Raw genomic sequence first — 16,621 nt, 5'->3', positions numbered from 1 at the left:
TCGCATCACTGCGGCTGACCCGCCGCCCGAAGGACCGCTGTGTCCCGTTGTGTATTCGCGGCACAAGCGGCTCGCTCTCCCTCGACCCACCACTCTCCCTGACCGTGGCTGGAGTGCGTCGGGTGCTCGACTCAGATGGACAGAGAGATGTCAAAGACCCCCGGCCCTGTCGGACGGGGGTCTTCTCGCTGGTGGGGCCAACAGGATTTGAACCTGTGGCCTCATCCCTGTCAGCTCGATCACGGTGAGCTGACGGCACCAGCTAACGAGCTCCCGGCCTCGGATGCGCTTCCGCTGGGAGCCGCGTCTGACCGCCCTCGTCCGCGTCTGTTGGTGTCAGGTGTCAGGGCTCCCCTTGACAGCTGCGCAGAGGAACTACCAAGGGAACCCGTGAACGGTGATTCAAACGGATCTTGCCCCAGAGCAGGAACGACGCGAGCGTGACCGCCGCCTCGTAGGAGGTGGCGGTCTTCTCATATCGGGTCGCGATGCCGCGAGGGTGTCGTACGGCGCGAAGGGGCTGCTCTCATAGGTCCACTCACGTGGTATTGCGCCGCTATCCCGATCCCCCTCCTCGGTCGCTTGGCCCGTCGGGACGCTGTCCGACCCAGACCGTACCCTGGCCGCGTTCACACGACTGAGGAGGTATTCCCGTGGATCCCACGACCGCCCGCTTCGTCTCGTCCGCCACGGCCCTACCGGCTGCCGCACTCGCGGCGGTGTACGAGGCTTTCATGGAGCGGTGGCCCCGGGGCGGCCGTGAGGGCAGCCGGGTGGCGCGAGTGTCCGCCTCGGAGCACTCCTGGATCGACCACGCCGTCAGATCGGCGTTGCTCCCCCGTGCCGTCGAGCTGGAGCAGGTCCGCGCAAGCCTTCACTCGAACAGCAAGTCTGCCTGCGTCATTGCCGCACGGGCGGTGCACAAGCGCATGAAACTGACCGAGGCTCAGTACCGCGCTCTCCTCGACCCCTTCACTTTGGCCGGTGTCCCCGTGCCCGACCGGGACGGCCTCCAGGGCCATGGCGGCACCTCGTGATGACCCCGAGGGGTTACGCGACGGCGTGCCCTGAGGACGATCTGATGATGCTCGCATGCCTCGAGCAGGTCAGCGGAGCGGAGGGCAGGCCGTGGGCGGCGCGTCCGAGGTAACGCACAGCTACCGGCTGCTGCGGGGCGGGCGGGTGGCGCTGGAGATTCGCGGAGAGCCGGGGCTCCTGGTCAGCACCTCCGTTCCGCCGCTCCCTGCGGGAACCTCCCCGGTGACGCATTCGTTCGCGACCGCCAGCTTCCAGCTGGCTGAAGCCGAGGGGGAGCTCGGTGCGCTTTTGCGCGAGTCATCCGACCTCGATGCTTTCCTTGAGGCGGCCGCCCGCGCGGGCTACCTGATCGAATTGACCGAGCCGGCAAGTGCCCAGGTGCGTCGGCCCTTGTCGGCTGTGGCCGCCGACGGCGCGGCCGCAGTCACCGGCGGTACCGATCGGCTCGTCGCGGTGGGGCTCAGCCTGCTCGCGGAGTTCACAACCGATCCGGTCGTGAACATCGTGGAATTGCCGGACGGACTGGGTATCTGCCTCGTCCACGCCGTGCGCGGCGGCGGCAAAATCTACGTGGCACCCGACGAGTCGACGTTGTTCGTCGGCTCAGCGGTCGACTTCGATGCCGGGCTCGGCGCGTTCCGCGACGGCATGCGTGACCCCATCAGGGAGGTGGACTGCTCGGGTGGGGGTGCGGGCGAGTGATTCGGCGGCACGTTGCGACCGACTCCGCCCGGCCATGGTCGCCTTTAAGACGGGCCCTAGTTACCCCTAGATGCGAACTACGGGCGGGACGGTCGCTGAAGTCATTCGCGCTGGTCGCGGGAGTGCTAGCAGTCTGTGGCGGTCGTCTGCGGTTGGGGCTCGGTTGCTGTGCCTCACTGCTGTACCGCCATCGGCTCACCGGGCTTCACCGGTCGGCCACATCCGCGCCTATTGCTGTCAGCCGCTGACGCCAGAAGAGTGCGCGCCGACCATGGCTGAAGTGCGTCGGGTGCTCGAGCGCGGGCGCCGCCGGCCGCCCGCGCCCGCCCGGAGGAGCGAAGCGACGACGGGTGCTTGATGAGGTGGAGAAATCCGTAACAGCTCAGATGGACAGAGAGATGTCACAAAGAGATGTCAAAGACCCCCGGCCCTGTCGGACCGGGGGTCTTCTCGCTGGTGGGGCTAACAGGATTTGAACCTGTGGCCTCATCCTTATCAGGGATGCGCTCTAACCAACTGAGCTATAGCCCCGCCGCGCTCTGCGGTGTGTGTCCCGCGCGCTGACTCCTGAAGATTAGCGCACGACCGGGGCAGTCCCAAAATCGATAGCCGGGGCAGGTCACTCGTCCTCGGCGAGCGTCAGCTCGATGCCGCCCACGAAGCCCGCGGAGAGGTTGTAGATGAACGCCCCGAGGGTCGCCAGGGCCGTCGCGAGGACGACGTCGATGACCGCGATGATCGACGTGAACATCAGGACGTGGGAGAGGGACAGGAACGACTGGAGGTCGAAGCCGTTCGACTCGTTCGAGCCGGTCGCCTCGGAGATCGTGCCGCCGACCGTCGAGAACACGCCCATCGCGTCCATGACCATCCACAGGACGGCGGCCGCGACGATCGTGCAGATGCCGAGCGCGATGGAGAGCAGGAAGCTGACCTTCATCACCGACCACGGGTCGGCCTTCGCCACGCGCAGCCGCGCCTTGCGCACGCGGGGCGTGGTGGTGGCGCCGGTGCGCGGACGGCGTACCGCGCCGGCCGGGGACTGGGCCGGATAGGCCTGCGGCGGGTGGTAGGGCCCGGAGGGCTGCTGCGATCCCCGTTCCCCGGGGAGCGGGGAGGCCTCCTGCCGGGTCTGCGGGCCTCGGGTGTCCGTCACGGTTCCCCCCTGGGATCCTCGGGATCCCTGCGATCCCTGTCCGTCGGGCGAGGGCGAGTCGGTCGTGGACGGCTTGATCGCCTTCAGCTGGGTGGTGTGCGTGTCCGCCGCCCGCCCCTCGGCGCCCCGCGCGTCCTTCGCCCCCGCGGCGGAGCCACGGCCCCCGTCGTCCGCTTCCTGACCGGCAGACGAACCGGCAGACGAACCGGCAGAGGTGCCGGCCGGCGTACCGACCGAACCGGCGCCCGTGGCTCCGCTCACGATGACTCACTCCTCGTGCTACTCGGACGAGGGCGACTCACCCTCGTCCGTGCCGCTGGTCGCGGCGTCCTCGGCGATCTCGTCCACGGCGATGTCGCCGTCGACCTCCTCCGCCTCGCGCCCCGCCTCGGCGTTACGTGCGATGCCGACCACGGCATCGCGCTTGCCCAGGTTGATCAGTTGGACGCCCATGGTGTCACGGCCCGTCTCCCTGACCTCGTTGACTCGCGTACGAATCACACCGCCGCCGAGCGTGATGGCGAGGATCTCGTCGGTCTCCTCGACCACCAGCGCCCCGACGAGCGAACCCCGGTCCTCGACGATCTTGGCGGCCTTGATGCCGAGGCCGCCGCGACCCTGGACGCGGTACTCGTCGACGGCGGTCCGCTTCGCGTACCCGCCGTCGGTGGCAGTGAACACGAACGTACCGGGTCGAACAACATTCATCGAGAGCAGCTCGTCGCCCTCACGGAAACTCATGCCCTTGACGCCCGAGGTGGCACGGCCCATGGGCCGCAGCGAGTCGTCCGTGGCGGTGAACCTGATCGACTGCGCCTTCTTGCTGATCAGAAGCAGATCGTCGTCCGCCGAAACGAGTTCGGCACCGATCAGCTCGTCGTCGGAACCGTCCTCCCGCTCCCGGAGATTGATCGCGATCACGCCGCCGGAGCGGGGCGAATCGTAATCCTTCAGCGGCGTCTTCTTGACCAAGCCCCCCTTGGTGGCCAGGACCAGGTACGGCGCCGCCTCGTAGTCGCGGATGGCGAGGATCTCGGCGATCGCCTCGTCGGGCTGGAAGGCGAGCAGGTTGGCGACGTGCTGACCACGCGCGTCACGGCCGGCGTCGGGCAGCTCGTACGCCTTGGCCCGGTAAACACGGCCCTTGTTGGTGAAGAACAGCAGCCAGTGGTGCGTGGTCGACACGAAGAAGTGGTCGACGATGTCGTCTTCCTTGAGCTTCGTGCCGCGGACGCCCTTGCCGCCGCGCTTCTGGGCGCGGTAGTCGTCCGTCTTGGTGCGCTTGACGTAGCCGCCGCGCGTGACGGTGACGACGATGTCCTCCTCGGCGATCAGGTCCTCGATGGACATGTCACCGTCGTAGGGCACCAGCATGGTCTTGCGGTCGTCGCCGTACTTCTCGACGATCGCGGCGAGTTCCTCGCTGACGATGCCGCGCTGGCGGACCGGGGAGGCGAGGATCGCGTTGTACTCGTTGATCTTCGCCTGGAGTTCGTCGTGCTCCTGGACGATCTTCTGTCGCTCCAGGGCGGCCAGGCGGCGCAGCTGCATCTCGAGGATGGCGTTGGCCTGGATCTCGTCGATCTCCAGGAGCTCCATCAGGCCGGTGCGCGCGACGTCGACGGTGTCACTGCGCCGGATGAGCGCGATGACCTCGTCGATGGCGTCCAGGGCCTTGAGCAGGCCGCGGAGGATGTGGGCGCGCTCCTCCGCCTTGCGCAGGCGGAAACGCGTCCGGCGGACGATGACCTCGATCTGGTGCGTCACCCAGTGGCGGATGAACGCGTCCAGGGAGAGGGTGCGCGGGACGCCGTCGACCAGCGCCAGCATGTTCGCGCCGAAGTTGGTCTGCAGGTCCGTGTGCTTGTACAGGTTGTTCAGGACGACCTTGGCGACCGCGTCACGCTTGAGCACGATGACCAGACGCTGGCCCGTACGGGACGACGTCTCGTCGCGGACGTCCGCGATGCCGCCGATCCTGCCGTCCTTCACCAGGTCGGCGATCTTCTGCGCGAGGTTGTCGGGGTTGACCTGGTAGGGCAGCTCCGTGACCACCAGGCACTGGCGGTTCTGGATCTCCTCGACCTCGACGACCGCGCGCATGGTGATGGAGCCGCGGCCCGTGCGGTACGCCTCCTCGATGCCCTTGCGGCCGACGACGAGCGCGCCGGTCGGGAAGTCGGGTCCCTTGATGCGCTCCATCAGCGCGTCCAGGAGCTCCTCGTGCGAGGCCTCCGGGTTCTCCAGGTACCACTGGGCGCCGGCCGCGACCTCGCGGAGGTTGTGCGGCGGGATGTTGGTCGCCATACCGACCGCGATACCGGCAGAGCCGTTGATCAGCAGGTTCGGGAAGCGGGCCGGCAGGACGGTCGGCTCCTGGGAGCGGCCGTCGTAGTTGTCCGTGAAGTCGACGGTCTCCTCGTCGATGTCCCGGACCATTTCCATGGACAGCGGCGCCAGCTTGCACTCGGTGTAGCGCATCGCCGCCGCCGGGTCGTTGCCCGGGGAGCCGAAGTTGCCGTTGGAGTCCACCAGCGGCATCCGCATCGACCACGGCTGGGCGAGGCGCACCAGGGCGTCGTAGATCGAGGAGTCGCCGTGGGGGTGGTAGTTGCCCATGACGTCACCGACGACACGGGCGCACTTGTAGAAGCCGCGCTCGGGGCGGTAGCCGCCGTCGTACATGGCGTACAGGACGCGGCGGTGAACGGGCTTGAGACCGTCACGTACGTCGGGCAGCGCGCGGGACACGATGACGGACATCGCGTAGTCCAGGTACGAGCGCTGCATCTCCGTCTCGAGCCCGACGGGCTCGACGCGCATCGCGACTTCGCCGCCCTCTTCAGGGGTGACGGGGGTGTTCTCGTCGGCCATTGCTGGTGAGGATCCTTCCTGGTGCGGTCAGCTGAGACCGACTCAGATGTCGAGGAAGCGGACGTCCTTGGCGTTGCGCTGGATGAACGCGCGGCGGGCCTCTACGTCCTCGCCCATGAGGACCGAGAACAGGTCGTCGGCCTGGGCGGCGTCGTCGAGGGTGACCTGGCCGAGGACCCGGTGCTCCTGGTCCATCGTGGTCACGCGCAGTTCCTCGGCGTTCATCTCGCCGAGGCCCTTGAAGCGCTGGATCGAGTCCTCGCGGATGCGCTTGCCGCGCTGCCGGCCCATCTCGATCAGCGCGTCGCGCTCACGGTCCGAGTAGGCGTACTCGATGTCGTCCCGGCCCCACTTGATCTTGTACAGCGGGGGACGGGAGAGGTACACGTGCCCGGCCTCGACCAGCGGCCGCATGAAACGGAAGAGGAAGGTCAGCAGCAGCGTGCTGATGTGCTGGCCGTCGACGTCGGCGTCCGCCATCAGGATGATCTTGTGATAGCGGAGCTTCTCGATGTCGAAGTCCTCGTGCACGCCGGTGCCGAAGGCGGAGATCAGCGCCTGGATCTCCTGGTTCTGCAGGATCTTGTCGATCCTGGCCTTCTCGACGTTGAGGATCTTGCCTCGGATCGGGAGGATCGCCTGGTACTGCGGGTTGCGGCCGGACTTGGCCGAGCCGCCGGCGGAGTCACCCTCGACGATGAAGATCTCGCACTTGGTGGGGTCGTTCGACTGGCAGTCGGACAGCTTGCCCGGCAGCGACGCCGACTCCAGCAGGCCCTTGCGGCGGGTCAGGTCACGGGCCTTGCGGGCCGCCACGCGCGCGGTGGCCGCCTGGATGCCCTTGCGGACGATGTCCGCCGCCTCGACCGGGTTGCGGTCCAGCCAGTCGTTGAGGTGCTCGTAGACCGCCTTCTGGACGAAGGTCTTCGCCTCGGTGTTGCCCAGCTTGGTCTTGGTCTGGCCCTCGAACTGGGGCTCGCTCAGCTTGACCGAGATGATCGCGGTCAGACCCTCGCGGATGTCGTCACCCGTGAGGTTGTCGTCCTTCTCCCGCAGCAGCTTCTTGTCGCGCGCGTACTTGTTGATCAGGTTCGTCAGCGCCGCGCGGAAGCCCTCCTCGTGGGTACCGCCCTCGTGCGTGTGGATGATGTTGGCGAAGGAGTAGACACCCTCGGTGTAGCCACCGTTCCACTGCATCGCGACCTCGAGGGACAGGCTCCGGTCCTTGTCCTCGGCCTCCAGGCCGATGACGGAGGGGTGCACCGCCTCGCCCTTGCGCGAGTTGAGGTACTTCACGAAGTCGACGATGCCGCCCTCGTAGTGGTACGTGACGGTCTTGACCTCGGACTTCTCGTCCGCACCGGCCTCGTCCGCGCCGGTCACGGCCTTGGCGGACTCACGCTCGTCGGTGAGTTTGATCGTCAGGCCCTTGTTGAGGAACGCCATCTCCTGGAAGCGCCGCGAGAGCGTCTCGAAGGAGTACTCGGTGGTCTCGAAGATGTCGCCGTCGGCCCAGAAGGTGACCGAGGTGCCGGTCTCCTCGGTGGCCTCGTGCTTGGCCAGCGGGGCCGTCGGGACGCCCATCTTGTAGTCCTGCGTCCACCGGTGGCCGTCGGTCTTGACCTCGACGGAGACCTTGCTCGACAGCGCGTTCACGACCGAGACGCCGACACCGTGCAGACCACCGGAGACCGCGTAGCCTCCGCCACCGAACTTGCCGCCCGCGTGCAGCACGGTCAGCACGACCTCGACGGCCGGCTTTCCCTCGGACGGGACGATGCCGACCGGGATGCCACGGCCGTTGTCGACGACGCGCACGCCGCCGTCGGCGAGGATCGTCACGTCGATCGTGTCCGCGTGGCCGGCCAGGGCCTCGTCGACGGAGTTGTCGACGACCTCGTACACGAGGTGGTGCAGGCCTCGCTCACCGGTGGAACCGATGTACATACCGGGTCGCTTGCGGACCGCGTCCAGACCCTCGAGGACGGTGATGGCGCTGGCGTCGTACGAGGCGGTGACCTCGCCGTTCGACGAGGTCACCGCGGCGTCGGCGCCGGCGTCGGTGGACGGGATGTTCTCGTTGGGGTTGCCGGAATCGGCCACGAAGCGCCCTTTCTGGCACAGCACGAGCCGGGCTCGTCGGCGGGTTGCCGGAGCGGCTGCGGCATGTTGCGTTGGTAAGCCCTGATCAGCGTTGCTCAGCTTTTCCCGGACGGTCCCCACGTTTGGGGCGGGATTGGCTTCCAGTCTACCGGTAGCGCCGACAGTGATGGGGGTTTGCCGGTACCTGAGTCCGCATGTGCCGCCCTCAACCGGTCTCGACCGGGTCCCCATATCTGGAAAGGGGCTCCAAGAGGCTCACGGAGGCACTCAGCGCTTCTGGCTCTCCACCCTTGGCTACCGAGGAGTCAGGTACGGATTCGCACCTGCGTGCGGACACGGACAGCAACGGCCGGGACGGTACGAGTCGACCGTCCCGGCCGTCGGATACGTGATGGATGTCACCCGTAGGTGTCGCCGGGGCCCGTGCTGCCCGGGGCGCGCAGAGGGCCGTAGCGGCGGGCGGGACCCGTGGGGCCCTGCACCCGGATCTGCCGCACCCGGCCGTGCCCCAGATCCTCGTTGAGACGCGCGACCAGTGTCGGAGCGAGCAGGCGCAGGTTCGTCGCCCAGGCCGTGGAGTCGCACCGCACGACCAGCACCCGCTCGTCCTCGTCGTACCGCTCCGGCTCGCAGTGCTTGGCCACGTCCTCGCCGACGATCTGCGGCCAGCGGCCCATCACCCCGCCGACCGCGGCCGGCGCCTCCCAGCCGCGCTCGGTGAGCAGCCGGTTGATCGCGGCGCCGAGCGCCATCGGGTCGCGGCCGTCCGCGCGCGCGCCGGAACGCAGACCGCCACCGCGCCGCGCCTGCTTCTTCTGCTGCGCCGCGTCCCCCCGCGCGCGTGCCTGCTCACGCGCCGCCCTCAGCGCCACGCGCGCGAGGTCGACTCCGGAGGGCTCGGGCGTCTTCTTCGGTTCCCGGTCGGTCATACGCGTTCCACCGTCCCGTCGGACACGGCGTACCGCGCCCCCGTGAGCACGTGCGGCACGTCGTCGTCGACCGCGGCCGTCACCAGGACCTGCTCACCGGGCGCGACCAGCTCCGCCAGCCGCTCACGACGGCGGGCGTCCAGTTCGGCGAAGACGTCGTCGAGGACCAGCACCGGCTCGTTGCCCTCGGCCCGCAGCAGGTCGTAGGAGGCCAGCCGCAGCGCGAGCGCGTAGGACCAGGACTCGCCGTGGGAGGCGTACCCCTTGGCGGGCAACTGACCGAGTTTGAGCACCAGATCGTCCCGATGAGGGCCTACGAGGGTGACGCCCCGTTCGATCTCCTGCTTGCGGGCGTCGGCGAGCGCGGCCATCAGCTGCTCGTAGAGGTGTTCGCGCGTGTGCGCCTCGCCCGGCGCCGACGGCTTGTACTCCAGGGCGACCGGTCCACCACCGGGCGCCAGCTGCTCGTACGCCTTGTCCGCGAGCGGCTGGATCGCGGCCACCAGGTCGAGCCGCTGGGCGAGCAGCTCGGCGCCCACGCGCGCGAGGTGCTGGTCCCACACGTCGAGCGTCGACAGGTCCATGGCACGGCCGCCGTGGCGACGGGCCAGCGCGGCCGACTTCAACAGGGTGTTGCGCTGCTTCAGCACCCGCTCGTAGTCGGAGCGCACACCGGCCATGCGCGGCGAACGCGCCGTGATCAGCTCGTCGAGGAAACGGCGCCGTTCGCCCGGGTCGCCCTTCACCAGGGCGAGATCCTCCGGCGCGAACAGCACGGTCCGTACGATCCCCAGGACGTCACGTGGTCTGACCTGCGAGGACCGGTTGATGCGGGCGCGGTTGGCCTTGCCCGGGTTCAGCTCCAGCTCGACCAGTTGCTGCCGCTCACCCTGGCGGACCTGCGCCCGGATGACCGCCCGGTCCGCGCCCATGCGCACCAGGGGCGCGTCGGAAGCGACGCGGTGGCTGCCGAGGGTGGCGAGGTAGCCGACGGCCTCGACGAGGTTCGTCTTGCCCTGCCCGTTGGGGCCGACGAAGGCCGTGACGCCCGGGTCGAGCGGGACTTCGACCCGGGCGTAGGAGCGGAAGTCGGCCAGCGACAGATGCGTGACGTGCATGGTCGTTTCGCCGACCTCCCCCAGCGTTGTGGACCGCCGAGCGGCCCGGTGGACTACTTCTTCTCGACCGCGTGGCCGCCGAACTGGTTGCGCAGCGCCGCGATCATCTTCATCTGCGGCGAGTCCTCCTGACGGGAGGCGAACCGCGCGAACAGGGACGCGGTGATCGCCGGCAGCGGTACCGCGTTGTCGATGGCGGCCTCCACGGTCCAGCGGCCCTCGCCGGAGTCCTGTGCGAAGCCGCGCAGCTTGTCGAGGTGCTCGTCCTCGTCGAGGGCGTTGACGGCGAGGTCGAGCAGCCAGGAGCGGATCACGGTCCCCTCCTGCCAGGAGCGGAACACCTCGCGCACGTCGGTGACCGAGTCGACCTTCTCCAGCAGCTCCCAGCCCTCGGCGTAGGCCTGCATCATGGCGTACTCGATGCCGTTGTGGACCATCTTCGCGAAGTGGCCGGCGCCGACCTTGCCGGCGTGCACCGAGCCGAAGTCGCCCTCGGGCTTGAGCGCGTCGAAGATCGGCTGCACCTTGGCCACGTTCTCCGCGTCGCCGCCGTACATCAGCGCGTAGCCGTTCTCCAGGCCCCAGACGCCACCGGAGACGCCGCAGTCGACGAACCCGATGCCCTTGGCCGCCAGCTCCTCGGCGTGCTTCTCGTCGTCGGTCCAGCGGGAGTTGCCGCCGTCCACGACGACGTCACCCGGCTCCAGCAGCTCGGCGAGCTCGTCGATGGTCGACTGGGTGGCAGCACCCGCCGGGACCATCACCCAGACGACGCGCGGGCCCTTGAGCTTGCCCACAAGCTCTTGCAGGCTGTGGACATCGGCGAGGTCCGGGTTGCGGTCGTATCCGATGACGGTGTGGCCTGCGCGGCGAATCCGCTCGCGCATGTTGCCGCCCATCTTGCCGAGGCCGACGAGACCGAGCTCCATCAGTTGTTCCTTAGGTCGCTGTGTGGCGTGGGGGGGCACCTTCGTACCCATGTCCGAGCCTAAACCCGGACCCTCACGCACACCTGTGGGCATACGCGCTCATACGTACGCCCACCTGTCGGCTCTCACCTGCGGGTTTCCCCAGCGCCCGACGGGTTGTCCACCGACCTGTGGACAATCGGCCGGGCTCGCGGCACCGGCGTCAGCCGCTGAGGCGCACCGGCATGATCAGGTACTTGTAGGCCTCGTCCGCCTCGGCGTCCACCGCCGGCTTGCCGCTGAGCAGCGCGGGCTTGGTGGACGTCGTGAAGGACAGCTGGGCCACCGGGGAGTCGATGGCGCTCAAGCCGTCCAGCAGGAAGGTCGGGTTGAAGGCGATGGAGATGTCGTCGCCCTCGAGCTGGGCGTCGACCCTCTCCACAGCCTGTGCGTCGTCGCTGGAGCCGGCCTCCAGGATGAGCACTCCCTGCTCGAAGCTGAGCCGCACCGGGGTGTTGCGCTCGGCGACCAGCGCCACGCGCTTGACGGCCTCCACGAAGGGGGCGGTCTCGATGACGGCGATGCTGTTGAACTCGGTCGGGAACAGCGTGCGGTACTTCGGGAGGTCGCCCTCCAGCAGGCGGGTCGTCGTCCGCCGGCCGGCGCCCTCGAAACCGATCAGACCCTCGCCCGCGCCCGAGCCGGACAGCGCCAGCGTCACGCTGTCGCCGCTGGTCAGCGCCTTGGCGGTGTCCAGGAGCGTCTTGGCGGGCACCAGGGCGACCGCGGAGGCGTCCGGGTTCTCCGGCTTCCACAGGAACTCGCGGACCGCGAAGCGGTAGCGGTCGGTGGAGGCCAGGGTGACGGTGTCGCCCTCGATCTCGATCCGCACACCGGTGAGCACCGGCAGCGTGTCGTCACGGCCGGCGGCGATGGCGACCTGGGCGGCCGCGGAGGCGAAGACCTCACCGGGGACCGTGCCCGTCGCGTTCGGCATCTGCGGCAGCGACGGATACTCCTCCACAGGCAGTGTGTGGAGGGTGAAGCGGGACGAGCCGCAGACCACCGTCGCCCGTACACCGTCTGTGGAGATCTCCACCGGACGGTTGGGGAGGGCGCGGCAGATGTCCGCGAGCAGGCGGCCGGAGACGAGGACCGTGCCCTCCTCGTCGACCTCGGCCTCCACCGACACGCGCGCGGAGACCTCGTAGTCGAAGCTGGAGAGGCTGAGGGCACCGTCCTCGGCCTTCAGCAGGAGGCCGGCGAGGACAGGAGCCGGCGGACGGGCCGGGAGGCTGCGCGCCGCCCAGGCCACTGCCTCCGCGAGTACGTCGCGTTCCACCCGGATCTTCACTCTTGCCGCCTCCTGCTGTTGCCGGCGCTTCTCGCCCTGCCTGGCCTTCGTCGTCTGTCTCGGTGTCGTCGGCCCCTGTGAGGGGAAGGACCACCGGGGACCAGTCTGACGCACCGCACTGACAGTAGGTGCCTCTCGGGGTCAAGTCGTGACGAGGGGCAGCCGGGAGCCGATGAGCGAGTTGTGCACAGGACCCCCTTCGAAACGGATTCCGAGCTCTCTCTAGTCGGGAGTAGTAGTAGGGCCTGTGGATACCGTGGATAACCGCGTCGTCGCAGCTCAGGACCGATATTTTGTCCACGGGCCCTGTGGGCGGAGGCGGTGGACAACCGGGGTCGTCTGTGGAGAACGAAAAGTTCTGCACACACCGTGCACAGGCTGAGGCGACTTCTCCCCAGCGGCGTCCCCAGGTTTACCCGTCTTTCCCACAGCCCAACCCGGCAGCTTCGTGTGACGCCTTTCACTCGACACGGTGAGGAGGCGCGGCGGCTTGCCGAACAGTGGACAGGCATGTGGAGAAGGCGACGATCGCTGGGGACAACCGGCTCGAGCCTGTGGGTTGCCGGTGGACAACTTTGTGCACAGGGTGTGGATCGTGGCGTTGTCCACAGTCTGTGGAGAATCTTCGTCCACGAATCCACAACCAGCTGACCTGGCCTGATGATGCTGCACCAGGGGCGCCTGTGGACGCGATCTGAACAACTTCCCCCTCCCCAGGCTGTGGAGGGGAAAAAGTCGCCGAATCTGTGGAGAGTGGCCGTAACGCGGCAGGTAATCGAACAACGGGTGACCCGCGGCCGCTCCGCCGAGCCCGTCGACGGCGACCGAATGGCGGGGTGAGGGGCCGCTGACAGCACCGGGCGGGGCATCGGGGCGGGGTCGTCGGTGGCGCCAACGGCGCGGCTTGCGGGCTGGGGGCGGGCTCGTTGGTGTGGGGTGGCCTCGTCGGTGTGCCGGGCGGGCCGAGGGGGCCTCTTCGGCGTGCTGGGTGGGCTCGGGGTGGGCTCGCCAGCGCGCCGGGTGGGCTCGGGGCGGGCTCGTCATCGGTGCCGACGGGGCACGGCATGGGCGCGGGTCGGCCCCACGGCGGCGGGCGGCCGCGCATCCGCCGCCCGCCGCCGACCGCCGGGCTCGCCCCGGTACGACGAGCAGGGCGCCCCCGGGCTCAGCTCCCCGAGGCGCCCTCGACGGCCGGGTACGGCCCGGGTCAGCGGCTTCGTACGGCCCTGTCAGCCGGCCTTGATGCGGTTGGTCAGCTCCGTCACCTGGTTGTAGATGGAGCGCCGTTCGGCCATCAGATTGCGGATCTTGCGGTCCGCGTGCATCACGGTCGTGTGGTCGCGGCCGCCGAACAGCGCGCCGATCTTCGGCAGCGACAGGTCGGTCAGCTCGCGGCACAGGTACATGGCGATCTGCCGGGCCGTGACCAGGGCGCGGCCGCGCGAGGTGCCGCACAGGTCCTCGACCGTGAGCCCGAAGTAGTCGGCGGTCGCGCTCATGATGGCCGTGGAGGTGATCTCGGGGGCCGAGTCCTCGCCGCCGGGGATCAGGTCCTTCAGGACGATCTCCGTGAGCCCCAGGTCCACCGGCTGCCGGTTGAGCGACGCGAACGCCGTCACCCGGATCAGCGCGCCCTCCAGCTCGCGGATGTTGCGCGAGATCCGGGAGGCGATGAACTCCAGGACCTCCGGCGGGGCGTTCAGCTGCTCCTGCACCGCCTTCTTCCGCAGGATCGCGATACGCGTCTCCAGCTCGGGCGGCTGGACGTCGGTGATGAGACCCCACTCGAAACGGTTCCGCAGCCGGTCCTCCAGCGTCACCAGCTGCTTGGGCGGCCGGTCGCTGGACAGCACGATCTGCTTGTTGGCGTTGTGGAGCGTGTTGAAGGTGTGGAAGAACTCCTCCTGCGTCGACTCCTTGTCCGCCAGGAACTGGATGTCGTCGACGAGCAGGATGTCCATCTCGCGGTAGCGCTTGCGGAAACTGTCGCCCTTGCCGTCGCGGATGGAGTTGATGAACTCGTTGGTGAACTCCTCCGAGCTCACGTACCGCACCCGCGTGCCGGGGTACAGGCTGCGCGCGTAGTGCCCGATCGCGTGCAGCAGGTGCGTCTTGCCGAGACCCGACTCCCCGTAGATGAACAGGGGGTTGTACGCCTTCGCGGGCGCCTCCGCGACGGCGACCGCGGCCGCGTGCGCGAAGCGGTTGGACGCGCCGATGACGAACGTGTCGAAGAGGTACTTCGGGTTCAGCCGCGCGGTCGGCTCACCGGGGCCGCTCGTCGGCGAGGACGGGGCGGCCGACGGGCCGGACGCGCCGGCACCGGACTGGCCGGGACCGACCGGGCCGCGGCGCGGGTGGCCCCCGGCCGACGGCTCGGGCAGCTCACGCCGGGCCGGGTCCCGCTGGTCGTACTCGGGGCGCGACTGCTCGTACTCGGAGCGCTTCTGCTCGTACGGCGACGGGTCGTAGGGCGGCCGGTCCATCGCCTGGGGGCGGTAGTCCTGCCCGCGCGAGCCGTAGGTGTCCTGGGACGGCGACCCGTAGGAGTCCTGCCCGGGCGGGCCGTAGGCGTCCTGCGACGGGGACGCGTAGGGGTCGCGCTCGGGAAAGCCGAGGCGCTGCTGCTGCCAGCCGTACTCGTCCTGGCCGGGCCGCGGCCAGGCGCCGCGCTCGGGTCGCTGGTACTCCGACGGGTATGCCGGCCGGACGGTGGGCAGCTGGTCCTGCCGGGAGTCCTGGTCGCCGGAGGGCGCCGGGTGCTGGTCGGCGCGGTGGCGGCCGTAGCCGCCCTCGTACTGGCTCTCGTAGGGCTTGTCGTACTGGCCGTCGTACGGGCCGGAGGGCAGCTCCGGCTCCTCGTAGCGCGGCTGGGCGGGCCGTGCCGGCGGGGCAGGGGGCTCGCCGGCGGAGTCGTCGACGGTGATCGCGATGCGGATCGGCCGACCGCACTCACGGCTCAGCGTCTCGCTGACGATGGGGGCCAGACGGCCCTCCAGCACACCCTTCGCGAACTCGTTGGGTACGGCGAGCAGGGCGGTGTCGGCGACCAGCGCAAGCGGCTGGCAGCGCCGGATCCAGTGCTCGTCCTTGGTCTCGACGCCCTGTCCGCGGCCCTCTCCCAGGAGATGCTCCAGTACGCGTGGCCACACTGCGGCAAGATCGGCAGGTACGTCAGCCACAGGGCACGCTCTCTCACAGGTCCCACGAACGTGTGACGGTGGGACGGGTCGGTTTCAAATCGGGTGGGGTCAGTGACAAGGGAACGAATCGGAGTTCAGCCACGGTAGTCAGCGCGGCGGGTACGGTTCAAGTCGTTGTCCCCAGGCTGTGGACAGTGTCTCCCGGTGGCCGTCGGTTTGACCGGATGGCGTAGCCCCGCGTACCGTAACCAGGTCGAGTTGTCGATGGCTGCTGCCGCCTGCCTCCGATGGGCACAGATCGCGTCAGGTGATCGGGAAGCGGTGCACTCGGGCGTTAACGCGAGCTACTCGTGGGCGCACGGTGACAGCCAGGACGGCACCCCGCCACTACCGATTGATTTCTGGAGCCCCCGAGTGAGCAAGCGCACCTTCCAGCCGAACAACCGTCGTCGCGCCAAGACCCACGGCTTCCGGCTGCGGATGCGCACCCGTGCCGGCCGCGCGATCCTCGCGTCCCGCCGTAGCAAGGGTCGCGCCCGTCTGTCCGCCTGATCCCGGTCAGGTCATGCCGTCGTGCTGCCCACCGAGAACCGGCTGAGGCGGCGCGAGGACTTCGCGACCGCGGTACGACGGGGCCGTCGGGCCGGACGCCCGACTCTCGTCGTTCATCTTCGAAGCGGTACCACGGACCCGCACGCGCCTGGGGAGAGCGCTCCCCCGACGCGTGCGGGTTTCGTCGTCAGCAAAGCCGTGGGTGGAGCGGTCGTGCGCAACTCGGTGAAGCGCCGACTGCGCCATCTGATGCGCGATCGAGTCGCCCTGTTGCCCCCCGGTAGCCTGGTAGTCGTACGGGCGCTGCCCGGTGCGGGCGACGCCGACCACGCACAGCTGGCCCAAGACCTTGATGCCGCCCTTCAGCGGCTGCTGGGAGGGGGCGCGCGATGAAGTACCCGCTGCTGGCCCTGATCAAGCTGTACCAGTGGACGATCAGTCCGTTGCTCGGGCCGGTGTGCAAGTACTACCCGTCGTGCTCCCACTACGGCTACACGGCCATCGACCGGCACGGCGCGATCAAGGGAACAGCCCTCACCGCCTGGCGCATCCTGCGGTGCAACCCGTGGTCGCTGGGAGGCGTGGACCATGTCCCGCCGCGCAAGCGCCCGCGGTGGCACGAGATGCTGCGCGACGCCTGGCGGGCACGCAAGGGCGGGCCCTCCGCCGCCGAAACGGCCACCGAGGAGAATCATCCTTCGAGCCCGGCCGCAGAGACCCCGTCCCATGCCCAAGGAGCATGAT

At 69.0% G+C, this 16,621-nt stretch carries 13 protein-coding genes and 1 tRNA gene; 5 read left to right on the top strand and 9 right to left on the bottom strand.

The window, feature by feature from the left end; all coding sequences use genetic code 11:
* The first annotated feature begins 653 nt into the window (after positions 1 to 653).
* Entirely contained in the window at positions 654 to 1,037 is a 384-nt protein-coding gene (locus ACIBBD_RS07495) for a hypothetical protein (protein ID WP_399418348.1), read from the top strand.
* Between the two features lie 91 nt (positions 1,038 to 1,128).
* Positions 1,129 to 1,740 (top strand): hypothetical protein, encoded by a 612-nt coding sequence (locus ACIBBD_RS07490; protein WP_399418347.1) that lies wholly within the window; start codon positions 1,129 to 1,131, stop codon positions 1,738 to 1,740.
* 454 nt (positions 1,741 to 2,194) lie between these two features.
* On the opposite strand, the gene ACIBBD_RS07485 is transcribed toward ACIBBD_RS07490, so the two are convergent.
* The 9 genes from ACIBBD_RS07485 to dnaA form a co-directional block, all read right to left on the bottom strand.
* Positions 2,195 to 2,271: transfer RNA gene (locus ACIBBD_RS07485), tRNA-Ile, on the bottom strand.
* A gap of 88 nt (positions 2,272 to 2,359) precedes the next feature.
* Positions 2,360 to 3,157: a DUF3566 domain-containing protein gene (locus ACIBBD_RS07480; protein ID WP_399418346.1), complete on the bottom strand. Its 798-nt coding sequence runs from the start codon at positions 3,155 to 3,157 to the stop codon at positions 2,360 to 2,362.
* A gap of 18 nt (positions 3,158 to 3,175) precedes the next feature.
* Complete coding sequence (gyrA, locus tag ACIBBD_RS07475) at positions 3,176 to 5,770, bottom strand: DNA gyrase subunit A (protein ID WP_399418345.1); 2,595 nt, start codon at positions 5,768 to 5,770, stop codon at positions 3,176 to 3,178.
* A gap of 42 nt (positions 5,771 to 5,812) precedes the next feature.
* Positions 5,813 to 7,873 carry a DNA topoisomerase (ATP-hydrolyzing) subunit B gene (gene gyrB, locus ACIBBD_RS07470; RefSeq protein ID WP_399418344.1) on the bottom strand — a complete coding sequence of 687 codons (2,061 nt, stop codon included), beginning with the start codon at positions 7,871 to 7,873 and terminating at the stop codon, positions 5,813 to 5,815.
* A gap of 398 nt (positions 7,874 to 8,271) precedes the next feature.
* On the bottom strand, positions 8,272 to 8,802 hold the full coding sequence (locus ACIBBD_RS07465) for a DUF721 domain-containing protein (protein ID WP_399418343.1): 531 nt from the start codon (positions 8,800 to 8,802) through the stop codon (positions 8,272 to 8,274).
* The gene (recF, locus tag ACIBBD_RS07460) at positions 8,799 to 9,920 is read right to left on the bottom strand and encodes a DNA replication/repair protein RecF (protein ID WP_399418342.1); all 1,122 of its coding nucleotides are present in this window, start codon (positions 9,918 to 9,920) and stop codon (positions 8,799 to 8,801) included. The genes ACIBBD_RS07465 and recF overlap by 4 nt, the downstream gene beginning before the upstream one ends.
* Positions 9,921 to 9,973: 53 nt before the next feature.
* Positions 9,974 to 10,849 carry a phosphogluconate dehydrogenase (NAD(+)-dependent, decarboxylating) gene (gnd, locus tag ACIBBD_RS07455; protein WP_399418341.1) on the bottom strand — a complete coding sequence of 292 codons (876 nt, stop codon included), beginning with the start codon at positions 10,847 to 10,849 and terminating at the stop codon, positions 9,974 to 9,976.
* A 202-nt stretch (positions 10,850 to 11,051) separates the two neighbouring features.
* Positions 11,052 to 12,182, bottom strand: coding sequence for a DNA polymerase III subunit beta (dnaN, locus tag ACIBBD_RS07450; protein ID WP_399418340.1), 1,131 nt, complete (start codon positions 12,180 to 12,182; stop codon positions 11,052 to 11,054).
* Positions 12,183 to 13,411: 1,229 nt separating this feature from the next.
* A complete protein-coding gene (dnaA, locus tag ACIBBD_RS07445) occupies positions 13,412 to 15,364 on the bottom strand; it encodes a chromosomal replication initiator protein DnaA (RefSeq protein ID WP_399418339.1) in 1,953 nt (650 codons plus the stop codon).
* 375 nt (positions 15,365 to 15,739) lie between these two features.
* Here dnaA and rpmH point away from each other — a divergent pair, with 375 nt between their 5' ends.
* The 3 genes from rpmH to yidD are packed head-to-tail and all read left to right on the top strand — an operon-like array spanning position 15,740 to position 16,620.
* Positions 15,740 to 15,877, top strand: coding sequence for a 50S ribosomal protein L34 (rpmH, locus tag ACIBBD_RS07440; protein ID WP_003956500.1), 138 nt, complete (start codon positions 15,740 to 15,742; stop codon positions 15,875 to 15,877).
* Between the two features lie 21 nt (positions 15,878 to 15,898).
* Complete coding sequence (gene rnpA / locus ACIBBD_RS07435) at positions 15,899 to 16,270, top strand: ribonuclease P protein component (protein ID WP_399418338.1); 372 nt, start codon at positions 15,899 to 15,901, stop codon at positions 16,268 to 16,270.
* Positions 16,267 to 16,620: a membrane protein insertion efficiency factor YidD gene (gene yidD, locus ACIBBD_RS07430; protein WP_391645757.1), complete on the top strand. Its 354-nt coding sequence runs from the start codon at positions 16,267 to 16,269 to the stop codon at positions 16,618 to 16,620. Before rnpA ends, yidD begins: the two co-directional genes overlap by 4 nt.
* The last annotated feature ends 1 nt before the right edge of the window (position 16,621 follow it).

Source organism: Streptomyces sp. NPDC051315 (assembly GCF_044455165.1).
Classification (GTDB): domain Bacteria; phylum Actinomycetota; class Actinomycetes; order Streptomycetales; family Streptomycetaceae; genus Streptomyces.
The sequence above is the reverse complement of the archived record's forward strand: the minus strand, read 5'-3'. Positions and strand labels throughout refer to the sequence as shown.

Bases quoted from the DNA above. Each gene is read 5' to 3' on its own strand.
- ACIBBD_RS07465 (WP_399418343.1), bottom strand. From the start codon at position 8,802: ATGACCGACCGGGAACCGAAGAAGACGCCCGAGCCCTCCGGAGTCGAC.
- gnd (WP_399418341.1), bottom strand. From the start codon at position 10,849: ATGGAGCTCGGTCTCGTCGGCCTCGGCAAGATGGGCGGCAACATGCGC.
- recF (WP_399418342.1), bottom strand. From the start codon at position 9,920: ATGCACGTCACGCATCTGTCGCTGGCCGACTTCCGCTCCTACGCCCGG.
- gyrA (WP_399418345.1), bottom strand. From the start codon at position 5,770: ATGGCCGACGAGAACACCCCCGTCACCCCTGAAGAGGGCGGCGAAGTC.
- yidD (WP_391645757.1), top strand. From the start codon at position 16,267: ATGAAGTACCCGCTGCTGGCCCTGATCAAGCTGTACCAGTGGACGATC.